The following is a 12,738-nucleotide window of genomic DNA, read 5'->3' as shown; positions in this document are numbered from 1 at the left end:
ACGCGGCGTGCGCTGAGCATGTCGCCGGGGCAACTGGCTGTGCGACGAGCCAATATGTGGCGCAAGCTGCAGCCTGTCATTGCCCGTACGCCCGCACTAGCACACTATGCTGGTCGTGATCTGGCGGAGTTTCCGGTCACTGACATCGAGGATCTTCGTGCTGATTACGGCGCTTGGAATAGCCTAGGCATGAGCGATGAGGAACTGCGCGGGTTGGCCGCCGCCTCAGAGCAAGGCACAGCCGTTGGCGAATTGTCGGCAGGCTGGTCGACCGGAACGGGAGGCGGTGCGCGAGGGCTCTTTCTCGCCAGCCCCGCAGAGCGTGCCGACTACATTGGCCAGAGCCTGGCTCGGCTGCTCCCCGCGCGTGCTTTACTCAAGCGCCAACGGCTTGCCCTGCATTTGCGCGCCAGTAATGCGCTCTACAGCGATGTTGGGCGAGGACGGTTTACGTTTGCCCATTTCCCCCTCGAAGCGTCGATTGAACAGAGCATTGAGGAATTGGCGCAATTCGAGCCGACGATCCTGATCGCACCTCCCCATCGGCTGGCAGCCTTTGCCCAAGCAGGGGCGCATTTCCCCTCGCTGCAGCATCTGTTTTGCGGCAGCGAACCGGCCGGTGAAGCTGAGTGCCACTTCTTTACCGAGCGGCTGGGGGTAAGGCCACGTCAAATATACCAAGCGACCGAAGGGTTTATTGCCGCGGAGTGTGCGAACGGCCGACTGCATCTCAACGACCATGCGCTGGCTATCGAGCTTGAGCCGGTTCCCGGCACGCCCGGCTATCGACCGATCATTACCGATCTTCGCCGCACCAGCCAACCAATAGTCCGTATTCGCGGTGACGATTATCTTGAGCTCGACGCTTGTCCCTGCTCGTGTGGTTTTGCGGGTCGCGTCATCCATGCGCCACAAGGTAGGATGAATGATATCTGGCGCTTTGCAGATCGCAGCGTTACGCCACCCCAAGTGGTAGCCGCGCTTGAGGCGGTGCTGGGGGGCGACAAGATCTGGCAGGCCGAAGCGGGGCCTGAGCGCGTCGTGCTGCATCTGTCACCGCTTTGCCCAGCCACGATTTCAACCACGGCTGCACAGGCGCTGAGCCAGGCATGGGATTTGCCGGTGCCGGTTGAGGTCGTTCATGATCTAAGCGCGTGGAGCGGCCCCAAGCGCCGTAAAGTGGTGTGGCGTGATGGCTAGACGCGTGCTTATTACCGGCGCCCGGGCGGTTGCCGCGCTGGATATTGCCCGGGATTTCGCCGCCGCCGGATGGGAGCCGCATCTGGCTGACAGCGTACCGGTGCGTATGGCGCGCTGGTCGAAAGCCTCTGCGCGGGTTCACCGCTATCCTGCGCCCCGGCAGCAGGGCGCAGCCTTCCGCGCGCGTATTGTCGAGCTAGTCGATACCTTCGGTTTCGAGCGGGTGGTGCCGACCTGCGAGGAGGTTTTCCATCTTGCGGCGCCTGCCCTTCAGTGCCGATGGGGTGAGCGCCTGTTTGTGCCTAACCTTGCCACGTTACGCCAACTACACGACAAGCTCGCCTTTGCGCGCCACTGTGGCGAATGGGGCCTGCCCGTGCCGGAAAGCCATCCGATAGACTCCGTAGAAGACTTGACTCGCTTCGCTAGCAGAAGTCGCGAGTGGGTGTTCAAACCGCGCTTTAGCCGATTTGGTGATAGCGCACTGATCGCCCCAGGCCGGCGTGCGTTGTCCGCTATTACACCCAGCCCCGACAACCCCTGGATGGCACAAGCGCGTATTTACGGCGAAGAAGTCTGCTTTCACGGCGTGGCGCATCGGGGAGAGCTGGTTGCCTTTGCTGCCTACCATTCCAGCTGGCGCCTGGGCGGAGGGGCTGGCTATGCTTTCGAACCTGTCGCTGACCACCATCGCGAAACGCTGCGCAAAATAGCTTCTCGCCTAGCGCAGTGTGCCGCCATTCATGGGCAGTTCGCCTGCGATGCAATGTTCGATGAAGCTGGCGTTGCTTACTTGCTTGAGTGCAATCCGCGCGCGACCAGCGGTGTGCATTTGCTCACTGGTGCCGGTCATCTTGCCCATGCAATCGGTGACGGGATCGCCGCACCTGAGGCCGCGCCACGCACTCTTTATCTTGGCCCGGCAATGGTCGTATTTGGCCTGCCGCAGGCGGTGCGTGGTGCGCGTATGCGCGATTGGTGGCGCTGCGTTGCTACCGGGCACGACGTGGTGTCTCGGCCTGGCGATCGTGGGCCTTTGCTTGGTGCGCTTTGCGATGCCGCCTCTTTCGCCCTGACGGGGTTCAAACACAATATCTCGACAAATGCCGCCGCCACTTACGATCTCGAGTGGAATGGTGAGGAGTTGCCTTAATGACATTCCCCCAGTCAGTCCGTGATGCCTGGCACCTGGTTGCCTTATCGAAAGATCTGAAACGCGGTAAAGCGCAAAAAGTCATATGCTGCGATACACCGATTGCACTCTTCCGCAGCGAAGAGGGGATTGGCGCCTTGGTCGATCGCTGTCCGCACCGCAATTACCCACTTTCTGAAGGGCGTGTGCACAAAGGGGCACTTGAGTGCCCTTACCACGGCTGGCGCTTCGCAAGCGATGGAACCTGTATCGAAGTGCCAGGCTGTCTGGTTGATACGACCCATGATCAACGGCTGAAGGCTGATGCACTGCGCGTGGTCGAGCGGCACGGAGGGATCTTTGTGGCGCTTTCTGACGCGGCCCCGCCCGAGCCCGTGTTACCACCTGATTTCGGCAATCCTGAACTTGATCATTTCTGGTGGCAACAAGGCACCTGGGTGGGGCGTGCTTACGATGCGGTTGAAAACGTGATGGATCCGTTCCACACCAATCATCTCCATCATGGTTTTATTCGTCGCCGGGATCGACGCTTGCCAGTGGAGCTGATTGTTACCAGTCACGGCGACGGGATCGATATGGCCATCGAGCAAACCCAGCCCGATTATGGCCTGATGTCGCGCTTTTTGGAGCGTGATCGCTCGCGCAGCGTCTCGCGCTATTATCCGCCCACCACGGTTCAAGCGCGGTGGGAAGGTGAGACCAAGCTAACCCTATGTGTCACCGCCATTTTCACGCCAGCGACAGGAAGTAGTTTCACGCCTTTCGCGCGCTTTTCAACACCCAAGGGGTTGGCGCCAAGCTGGCTCAAACAAGCAGCCATACGATTGTTCCTGGCCCCAGTGGTCTCGCAGGATCGTCGTGCACTAGAGCGCCAACACGAAGTGATGACTCACTTCGGACAACCTAAATTCATCTCTGGACCTGGCGATATTCTCAAAACCCGATTGCATCGGCTCTGGGTCGGTGAGCAGTTAGAGCCCGGCACTGATCCAGCCGTGGAGGTAAGGCTTTAGCCCCCGCGTAAACCGTAGTCAATGCGGGGAGCAGCCACCTTAATCAATCCGAACATCGCTTGCCTCTGCGCGGGCTTGTATTTGTTGCCTGACGCTTTCGAGGCTGGGCTGCAAGCTATATAGGCAGATACCACTCTGATAGGCGTTTAACGACCCTGGTATGGGCTGTAAATCGGTTGACGGTTTGGTATGTCGACAGTCGTCAGCATTTTCATCCTGCGCTGCGCCTAACTCAGTCAGCGTGCCTAGATGCTGCCAGCCTGCATTGTGCTCGGTATAGACCTGTCCATGCGAGCTGTAGGACGCGTAGATAAGCCATTGGAACCCTGATCCATTGCTTACCTGCAACGCTTGGCAGGGTTCAACTTGGCTCAGACAGGCTGAGCCCTGCTCAATTAACAAGGCGAGCAGTGGCTCGGGTAGCGTGGCGTCTTCAGGGGTCACGCTAAACTGCTGGGCGACATCATCCAGGTTGTGGGTATCCACTAGTGGATCCTGGTTCCAGCGATTGGTTTGCTTTAGCGAGAGATCAATACGCCGTATCAGCTCAGGTCGCGATTGGGCAAACTCGCTGTCAGCGAGTGCTTGTAATGCCAAACTGCCCGGCTGGCCGAGGTGAAAGCGTAGATAGCGGTAGTCGAAAGCATCCACGGTGGTGCGTCCGTCTATCAACCGCTTGACCTGATGCTGGGCCACCCAGCGGCGCATATCCGCCAGCGGCGTATTAACCACGATCAGCGCCCCGGCCACCAGCAGGGCAAGGCCAATATTGGCGCGCTGCATACTGGGGAGCGCCGCCTGTCTTCGCCAGAGCAGAAGCAGGCTGTAGCTGAAGGTAAACGCTGCCGTCAGTGCCTGCAGCAGTGCCGCCCAGAGCCTATCCAAGCTGAGACCATATTGGTCGATTCGTAGCCAGAGCGCCCAGGCGGCCAGCAGGCTACCTATCGGCAGCAATACGACGGCGAGCATAACGGCGCTGCGTAACCATATAGGATAGGGCAGCTTGTTATCGGTTTGATAGAAAACGGCGTTGAAGAACAGCAGCAGGGTCAACATCAGCGCCATAAGTATTTGCGCGGCTCTGCCGGTATCCCATATCGGCTGCAGGCCGGTCCAGGGCAGCACGGCAAAGAACATCAATAATATTAAAGCAACCAGCGGCAGTAGCGCCTTGATAAGCGCTTCGCACATCAGTCTTACGCTCGCGATAAAACGAAAGCGATTGCGGACCATCACCAGCCCCATGCCAATCACCAGCCAGGTGACTGGATAGAAAAAAGCGGGTGTTTGGAACAATGTTTTGAAAAAGTCTAAGCCAATGGCTGAAAAGAGCGCTGCCCACAAAGATAGCAAGCTCCAAAAAACTCCAATGAATAGGCCTAGTTGGGCGATTGTCAGGGCATGCTCCCATGAGTAATTCAGCATGGGCTGATAGGTTTTTGGCCAAGTGCCACTGGTGGCGCTGCTACGAAAGAACAGCGCAAGAATAAACAAGGCAGTTCCTACGGCCATGCAAAAGGCAAAGGTAAACGGGTGGCCTCTCCACTGCTGCGGCTCGGGCACCTGCTCAACCCAGCCAAGGTGCCAGCCCAGCCAAAACAGTAGGGGAGCCAGCAGCAGCGGTAGGAAGTTGATGCGATCACGCAGTCGCACGATGCTGATCAGATAAAACGCTGGCAAGGCGACTGCGACGGTGTAGAGCGCCTTAAGCCAGCGCTGGTCGGCGACCAGCCAGTACTCATGGTCGATAGCCAAATGCAGCGCATAGAGCGCACAACCCTGTACAAAGGCGAGAAAAATCAAGCCCAGGCTGGTGGCCCGGTCCAGGGTATTTAGGCGATTATCGTCCATGACAGCTCTTCTACGGTTGAGTGGCGGCGTGGGGCCCGTAATTCTTCTAAGTAGCTAACGGGCTCTAAGTAATTAACTAGCACTAAGCAACTATAATAACGTGAGAAAGTTACAAAGGTTGCAAAGTGCAAAGATAGATGGCTCGAAATACTGCTAATTAATTATGCTGTGCTTTAGGCGCGTCGTAAAGCCGGGCCAGAGAGGAGCTTTGAATCTTCTGTTTATATGCAGCGCAAATAGACTCCGCAGTCCGACGGCTGAACATATCTTTTCAGCTTACCCCGGTATTCAAGCAGTCGGAGCTGGGACAAGTTCGAGTGCTAAAACGCCCGTTTCTTGGCGCTTAATTGAGTGGGCTGACATCGTCCTGGTGATGGAAAAGAGTCACCGGGATGAAGTCGCTAAGAAGTACGGGGAGTTACTCAAGGGGAAGAGATTAGTCTGCCTGGATATTCCCGACCACTACGAGCTAATGCAGCCTGAACTCATCACCTTGCTCAAGGAAAGGGTTCCTGAGTATGTGCGGTTGTCGGCAGTCGAAACATAGCGAGGAGCTGGTGCGCCGTAGGATTGATAATAGCGCTGACGAGTCGTTCTCCTCCCATTTCAGGTTTATATGAAATTATACTTATAAAAAACCCTGGTTTTTTAAAGCTCTGGTCAGGTAAAGTTTACTTGGACTGCCATAGACCATAACCAGGAGGGAAGCATGTATCGAGTAGTGATCGTTCTATGTATTTTTTTAGCGGGCTGCACCACAAAACTGTGGGAGCCCAAGCTAGAGAGATTGATGGCCGTTAACGGCTTCTACGTTAATAAAGAAACGAACGACTTAGTGGTCACTACGCGGCGTGAAGCTTTTTTGTTTCCCTCTCAGCAGCAACTTGGCCAGGTGCTGGTGCTTAGCCGAGAAGTTGAGTTTCTTCCCGAATTTAGCGGCTTCTCGCTCTCTAGCTCCAATGTGGTGACCGGCAGCATTAAGCTCACACTGCATGAACAGAACCCTTCAGCCGAACTTGTCAGTCAATTAACCGCATTGGGCTTTACGAAAAACCCCGTCACCGATAGCTTCCACTTGATACGGGAGATTAGAGGCGAGCGATATACCATTGAAGGAAGTTTGCCGCTTGAAAAGCTCGAAAAGGAGTATCAAGTCAGTATGAGCATGCCCAGGGGCCCCATCGATACAGCCGGGCGTGTTATCGCAACGCCTGTTGCCATTACATTTGATGCGGCCGCAACGGTCGTGGCGATTCCTCTCTTCGCACTCTTTGCGGTGTCACAGGGTTTGCTTGGGCCATGAGTAAACAGAGCGTCTTAACGAGCGCACAGGGGACGTTTAAAATCTGTTGCCTATAGAGTCAGACTAATGCCTAGGCTTTTTCTGAAAAGTCGGCGTGCGCAGGCCAGGTAAGGCCACAGCCTATTAAAAAGAATCGGATTCGCGTGCGAAGTTACGGGTTGTAAATGAGTACTTTGATTGGACTCGTGCACGAGCCGATTCTTAATAGAGTATGGCCAAGCGTAATAGTTAACCAGAGGTTTCCTGGTATTTATTAAAGAACGGAGGTTAAGGGTGGGGCTACTCGATAACTTTAAGAAGAAGCGTGCTATTAAAAGCTACATAGAGAAATTGCCTAACGTTTTGGTCAACGATTATGGCCGCCAGGAATATTACACACAGCTGCAGGTAAGGCGGAGTATTGAGCGTGCGGGGCTAAATAGCCAGTATCAGCACTACGCGCTGGCGATGTATACCAATCATCCAGAATTTGTCGTTTATCAGAGCGAGCTACATGAAAATTTCAGCTATGAAAAGCTGCGTGAAGAGGTCGACGGTGTCTACTTTTCGGGTAGTACTGAGTTCAACTGTTCAAGCGTAATAGCAGCGTCAGCGAGTTTTGGAGGTGACGCGTCTAGCATCGATTGCTCTGGCGGCGGAGGAGATGGAGGCGGTCAGTGAGCCAGTAATAGCCCATGGCGAGGCTACTTGCATCTGTTTTAGCCAATATGTTAAAGCTGCCAATGCATTGTTCCAGCAAGCCGATAGCCATCTTAAAAGCTAAAGCTGTTTGAAAAGTCGTGTGTGCTGCCGCATCAAGCAGCCAGTGCTGGTCATCACAAAGCCGCCTATAAGCTCAGTCCCGTGGCCGATGAACTTGTCCAGCTTGTTTTTCATTAGGCCACTGTCCTGATGAATTATCTGCTCGTGATGCGTGAGAACATTCCTACTTTGACTATGTAGATTGTGAAGGTTTCGCCGAGATTGTTCACGACTATCAGCGTCGTGGAGTTAATATCTTTTAGAGAATCACTGATAAACCGTGACCGTGGGGCCTGCATGAGTTTGGGATAGTAACACCCGAGGTCATAAGCTTATGTTTGATGAAGATATTGGGCCACCTAAAAACTCAAAAACACTCTCTATCTGGTTCGATTTTTACCATCGCCGCATTTCGTCAGTGTAGGAAACTACATTCCAGCAAAAGTGGTGTGACCCGTGATTCCATATGAAGCACAACAAGCGCAATCCATCGCGGAAGACGTGCTTGGTGAGTCGATTGTGGGTATTTATCTTTTTGGTTCTGCTGTTGCTGGGGGCTTGCAGCGTAACAGCGATGTTGATGTTCTGGTGGCAGTGAGCGACTCACCAACCTGTAAGCAGAGGGAGGCTCTGGTTGCGCAGCTGATGAAGGTCTCTGGCACGATTGGCAATGCACAAGCTACCAGGCCAGTAGAGCTGACGGTCATCACGATCTCTGATGTTGTGCCCTGGCGGTTCCCGCCGCGGGCGGAACTTATATACGGTGAGTGGTTGCGGGATGAGTTCGAGGCAGGGCACATCCCGAAACCAGCCTGTGATCCTGATCTGGCGATTGTGCTGAAAAAGGTGATCGATAACAGCCTGCCGCTATATGGAGTCAACGCCGCTGAGGTGTTTGGGCCAGTGCCAATGGCTGATGTCCAAAGAGCGATTCGTGATTCCTTGCCTACTCTGCTGGCAGAGACAGCAGGCGATGAACGCAATGTGCTCTTAACCTTGTCTCGCATGTGGCTGACTGTAGCAACGGGTGATATTGCTTCAAAAGATGTGGCAGCAGAGTGGGCAAAGGAACAGCTGGCAAAGGAAGATGCGGCTTTATTGGACTACGCTAAGCAAGGCTATCTCGGAAAGGTCGACGACCAATGGCAGGGGAAGCAGGGGGAGTTCCAGGCGCTAATTTGTTCCATGCGGAAATCTATTGAAACGTGCCTTGCCACCCCGCGTTGATAGAAGCGCTGACCCTTACCGAAAGGGAGGCGGCGGCTATGGTGCTACTCAAGCACTGACTCGGCTATTAGTATCAACCCATGAGTTAGATCTTTCTGCGGAGCGAGAACAAACAGGCTTTAAAGAAGAAGGGCCAAATATGCCAACAACTAAACACCCTTTACCGCAAGTTGTCTCACCTGAAGAGTGGGAGGCGGCACTCAACCGATTGCTCATTAAAGAAAAAGAACACACTCGGGCACGCGATGCCTTGAGCGCTGAGCGGCGCAAGCTACCCATGGTGAAAATGGAAAAGCCTTATGTCTTCCAGGGTGATGAGGGCAGCGTGTCATTCCGCGACTTGTTCGCTGGGCAACGTCAACTGATTGTTTACCATTTCATGTTTGCCCCCGATTGGAAGGCGGGGTGTGATGGGTGCTCGTGGGTGGCCGATGCCATGACGCACCCGGCCCACCTCCATGCACGTGACACTTCGCTGGTCATGGTGTCACGCGCTCCGCTAGAGAAAATCAATCAATATAAGACGCGCATGGGCTGGACGATTCCCTGGTACTCCTCTTACGGAAGCGACTTCAACGAGGATGTCGGCGCAACGACAGAGGAGGGCGAAAGGCATGGCGCGAGTGTCTTCCTCCGCGATGGAAACGACATTTATCGTACCTACTTTACCGGTGCCCGTGGCGTCGAATATTTAGGTAGCCACTGGACATACCTGGATTTGACGCCGTTTGGTCGCCAGGAAACCTGGGAGGACTCACCGGAAGGTTGGCCACAGACGAAGCCGTATGTGTGGAACCGCCGCCACGACGAGTATGACGGCTGAAACTCATATGTGAGCTAAACAACCATTGAAGTGAGGCGTTTTTTTGCAGATTGTGCATGCGTTTCAAAGGCCGTTCTGCTTCAGTCTGATCACCTCGGTTTGCAATCTTATAAGGAACCGAAAAAGCTAAGCCTTAAAAAGCTCTTCAACCATAAAATCAATAAATACCCGTAGCTTGGGGGCCAAGTGTTTGCTGGAGGGCCATAGCATGCGAAATGTTCCTTGATGCTCGATATGCTCATTCAGGACAGTAACCAGCTCTCCCTTGCTGATAGCTTCTCTCACCATAAAGTCCGGTAGGCACGCGATGCCCAGTCCTGCACGGGCCACTGCGATTAACGCTTCAGAGGTGTTGCACACCATGGCTGTATTTAGCGTGGGAGTTGTTTCGTTGCCAACTGCCCGAAGCGGCCAAGCCTCATATTTACCGGTACTGGGAAACTTGTGCTGCAAACAAGCATGATCGACCAAGTCAGCGGGTGTTTGTGGGTGACCGTGCTTGGATAGATACTCCGGTGAGGCCACAAGCACCAGGCTATAGTTCCCAAGTGGGCGTGACATCAAACGAGAATCTGCTGGCTCTCCGGTGCGAATAACGGCATCGAACCCTTCCTCGATTACATCTACCATCCGGTCTGAAAAATCCACATCTAGCTCGATCAAAGGATAACGATGCATAAAGGAAGTCAGCACTGGCATCACAAGCTGCCCAACGAGTGGAAAACTCACCCGAAGTTTGCCCTTGGGCTCCGTATGTATCTCTGACAACTCCAGTTCTGCTGCTTCCACCTCGCTTAATATACGACGGCAGCGCTCAAGAAAGAGTACTCCCTCCGCCGTCAACGTGATACTGCGAGTGCTTCGATGAAGTAAACGAACACCCAGGCGAGCTTCCAGTCGGGCTACGCTTTTTCCTACTGCTGAAGAAGACACGCCCAGGTTTCGCCCAGCTGCAGAGAAGCTACGGGTTTCAGCCGCCTGTACGAAGTACTCAATGCCGCTTAATACATCCATATTTTTCCATTAAGGAATTTTGTTCCGATATATTCGGAAAATTAGCATTATTCTCCTAATTGCTCAATATGCCTAATGTGAGTGCCTATTCTCACATGCGGCAGGTAAGCGTGCTTTAGCACCTGAACCTTCGCTTTAGACGGGGCAATAATGATGTCTACATCGGAAATGAGTAACTTAGATCGGGAGAGAAGCGAAACCGAACAATCGGATCGACTGCCCATTACGGCTTTGCTCGCACTTGCATTAGCGGGTTTCGTGACTATCTTGACCGAGGCTTTGCCAGCGGGCCTGTTGCCCCAGATCGGAGCAGGACTGGAGGTTTCAGAATCTCTTGCGGGACAACTTGTTACCCTCTATGCCATCGGCTCCTTAGTAGCCGCTATTCCATTGATGGCAGCCACGCAGGGGGTGCGGCGTAGGCCCTTATTGCTGGCCGCTATCGTGGGCTTTGCTATCGCCAATACGATCACGACGCTTTCAACGAGCTATATCTTGACGATGATGGCCCGATTTCTCGCTGGTGTAGCAGCAGGCCTATTGTGGGCTCTATTGGCAGGCTATGCCGCTCGAATGGTGCCAGAGCATTTAAAAGGGCGCGCTATTGCTATTGCGATGGTGGGAACACCATTGGCACTCTCTTTGGGTGTCCCGGCTGGCACGTTTCTAGGCACACTGATGGGGTGGCGCGCTTGCTTTGGAATAATGACGCTTATGGCGCTGATCCTGATCGTGTGGGTTCATATAAAGGTGCCTGACTTCGCGGGTCAATCCGTTGGTAAGCGGCTAACGCTTAGGCAGGTATTCACCCTTCCAGGTATTCGTCCGGTGCTATTTGTAGTACTGGCCTTCGTGCTCGCGCATAACATCCTTTACACCTATATCGCTCCTTTTTTGGCTGATGCTAATCTGGCTGAGCGAACCGATCTGGTCTTGCTGGTATTCGGTATTGCTGCGTTGGTCGGCATTTGGGTCATTGGCGTGTTGATTGATCGCTATCTTCGTGTAATGACGCTCGCCAGCACCTCCCTGTTCGGGGTAGCGGCACTGATGCTTGGTATCGCAGGTGATATGCCTGTTGCCATTTATGTAGCTGTCGGCGCCTGGGGACTCGCATTTGGGGGAGCTGCCACGCTGTTCCAAACAGCTCTCGCCAAGGCGGCTGGAGAAGCGGCAGACGTTGCGCAATCGATGCTGGTTACTGTCTGGAACTTGGCTATCGCTGGCGGTGGTGTCATCGGCGGCGTGCTTTTGGATCGCTTTGGTGCTGGTGCTTTCCCGCCCGCGCTCTTGGTGTTACTGACGGCAACTCTGTTGGCTGTCTGGGCCGCTCGAAAGCATGGTTTTCCAGTTTCGTAGCGTTAAACAGGACGACCGCTGGGTGAAAACTTTTTGATAGGCAAGATTGGTGAAAAGCACTGGTCGGCTCACATCGATGGATCCATCTCGATCTAGATGCAATTGACACTTACTGATCTTCCCGCCGCAACGCCCAGACAGGATGTTCAGCGAGCCGCTCTCCCAGAAACGCCACAAACGCCCGCACCCGAGGTGGCACCAACTGGCGCTGGGGCATCACCGCGTAGATGCTGGTTTCCGTTAACCGGTAATCCGGCAATACCACGCTCAATTGACCGCTGTGCAGGTATTCGTGGATGTGCCACACCGAGTGCTGTGCGATGCCCAGGCCGCCGAGTACCGCCTCGGTGAGCATTTCACCCTGATTGCTGCGTATGCGGCCGCCTATTTGTATCGCCTCGCTTTGCCCCTGGTTGTCGGTGAGGTGCCAGATATCCTGCCGACGCCGACTGCTGGAAAGTACCAGGCATTGGTGATCAGCCAGTTCGCCGGGGCGTTGCGGGGTGCCGTGGCGTTTCAGGTAGTCGGGAGAGGCGCACAGTACCCGCTCGTCGTCGGCCAGGCGTCGCGCCACCAAACTGGAATCTTCCAGAATGCCGATGCGAATGCCCAGATCGTAGCCCTCGCCCACCAGATCCACTACCTGGTCAGTCAGGCCGACACACAGATCCAGCCGGGGATAACGGTTAAGGAACTCGGGCAACAGCGGTGAAATGTACTGACGCCCGAAGGAGTGGGGCAGGGTGACGCGCAGGGTGCCGGTGACGTTGTCGGCGCTGCCGCGTAGATCCTGGGTGAGTGCTTCCAGCCCCTCCACCAACTCGCGGCCTTGTTCCGCCAGCGCGAGCCCCTCTGGGGTGGGGTGGAGGCGACGGGTTGTGCGGTGCAACAGCCGGACATTGAGGCCCTTTTCCAACCGCTGCAGACGTTGGCTGGCCACGGCCACCGAGAGGTCAAGGCTGCGGGCGGCGGCGCTGATCGTACCCAGATCCACCACGCGCAGAAAGAGAGCGATGTCGCTTAGACGATCCATGATGGCCTCATTGTCAATAAA

Annotated in this window: 11 protein-coding genes; 8 read left to right on the top strand and 3 right to left on the bottom strand. The window is 54.8% G+C overall.

Annotation, left to right across the window (positions count from 1 at the left end; all coding sequences use genetic code 11):
- Positions 1 to 54 precede the first annotated feature (54 nt).
- The 3 genes from HALA3H3_RS01350 to HALA3H3_RS01340 are packed head-to-tail and all read left to right on the top strand — an operon-like array spanning position 55 to position 3,366.
- Positions 55 to 1,200, top strand: coding sequence for a hypothetical protein (locus HALA3H3_RS01350; protein ID WP_053856849.1), 1,146 nt, complete (start codon positions 55 to 57; stop codon positions 1,198 to 1,200).
- Positions 1,193 to 2,353 (top strand): ATP-grasp domain-containing protein, encoded by a 1,161-nt coding sequence (locus HALA3H3_RS01345; RefSeq protein WP_022520588.1) that lies wholly within the window; start codon positions 1,193 to 1,195, stop codon positions 2,351 to 2,353. Before HALA3H3_RS01350 ends, HALA3H3_RS01345 begins: the two co-directional genes overlap by 8 nt.
- Positions 2,353 to 3,366: an aromatic ring-hydroxylating oxygenase subunit alpha gene (locus HALA3H3_RS01340; RefSeq protein ID WP_022520587.1), complete on the top strand. Its 1,014-nt coding sequence runs from the start codon at positions 2,353 to 2,355 to the stop codon at positions 3,364 to 3,366. Before HALA3H3_RS01345 ends, HALA3H3_RS01340 begins: the two co-directional genes overlap by 1 nt.
- Before the next feature lie 39 nt (positions 3,367 to 3,405).
- On the opposite strand, the gene HALA3H3_RS01335 is transcribed toward HALA3H3_RS01340, so the two are convergent.
- Positions 3,406 to 5,217, bottom strand: a complete 1,812-nt coding sequence (locus HALA3H3_RS01335; RefSeq protein ID WP_022520586.1) for a DUF4153 domain-containing protein — start codon at positions 5,215 to 5,217, stop codon at positions 3,406 to 3,408.
- A 709-nt stretch (positions 5,218 to 5,926) separates the two neighbouring features.
- Between HALA3H3_RS01335 and HALA3H3_RS01325 the strand changes: the two genes are divergently transcribed.
- From HALA3H3_RS01325 to HALA3H3_RS01310, 4 genes are all read left to right on the top strand, one after another.
- On the top strand, positions 5,927 to 6,520 hold the full coding sequence (locus HALA3H3_RS01325) for a hypothetical protein (protein ID WP_022520583.1): 594 nt from the start codon (positions 5,927 to 5,929) through the stop codon (positions 6,518 to 6,520).
- Between the two features lie 273 nt (positions 6,521 to 6,793).
- Positions 6,794 to 7,180: a DUF6559 family protein gene (locus tag HALA3H3_RS01320; protein WP_022520582.1), complete on the top strand. Its 387-nt coding sequence runs from the start codon at positions 6,794 to 6,796 to the stop codon at positions 7,178 to 7,180.
- 537 nt (positions 7,181 to 7,717) lie between these two features.
- The gene (locus tag HALA3H3_RS01315) at positions 7,718 to 8,488 is read left to right on the top strand and encodes an aminoglycoside nucleotidyltransferase ANT9 (RefSeq protein ID WP_022520581.1); all 771 of its coding nucleotides are present in this window, start codon (positions 7,718 to 7,720) and stop codon (positions 8,486 to 8,488) included.
- A 139-nt stretch (positions 8,489 to 8,627) separates the two neighbouring features.
- Positions 8,628 to 9,311 (top strand): DUF899 domain-containing protein, encoded by a 684-nt coding sequence (locus tag HALA3H3_RS01310; protein WP_053856848.1) that lies wholly within the window; start codon positions 8,628 to 8,630, stop codon positions 9,309 to 9,311.
- Positions 9,312 to 9,437: 126 nt separating this feature from the next.
- On the opposite strand, the gene HALA3H3_RS01305 is transcribed toward HALA3H3_RS01310, so the two are convergent.
- The gene (locus tag HALA3H3_RS01305; protein ID WP_022520579.1) at positions 9,438 to 10,325 is read right to left on the bottom strand and encodes a LysR family transcriptional regulator; all 888 of its coding nucleotides are present in this window, start codon (positions 10,323 to 10,325) and stop codon (positions 9,438 to 9,440) included.
- A gap of 150 nt (positions 10,326 to 10,475) precedes the next feature.
- Between HALA3H3_RS01305 and HALA3H3_RS01300 the strand changes: the two genes are divergently transcribed.
- On the top strand, positions 10,476 to 11,684 hold the full coding sequence (locus tag HALA3H3_RS01300) for an MFS transporter (RefSeq protein WP_022520578.1): 1,209 nt from the start codon (positions 10,476 to 10,478) through the stop codon (positions 11,682 to 11,684).
- Between the two features lie 109 nt (positions 11,685 to 11,793).
- Here the strand turns inward: HALA3H3_RS01300 and HALA3H3_RS01295 are convergent, their stop codons facing one another.
- Positions 11,794 to 12,717: a LysR family transcriptional regulator gene (locus HALA3H3_RS01295; RefSeq protein ID WP_022520577.1), complete on the bottom strand. Its 924-nt coding sequence runs from the start codon at positions 12,715 to 12,717 to the stop codon at positions 11,794 to 11,796.
- Positions 12,718 to 12,738 lie beyond the last annotated feature (21 nt).

The sequence above is a fragment of the Halomonas sp. A3H3 genome (assembly GCF_000982975.1).
Lineage (GTDB): Bacteria > Pseudomonadota > Gammaproteobacteria > Pseudomonadales > Halomonadaceae > Vreelandella > Vreelandella titanicae.
This window is presented reverse-complemented; position numbering and strand designations above follow the sequence as displayed.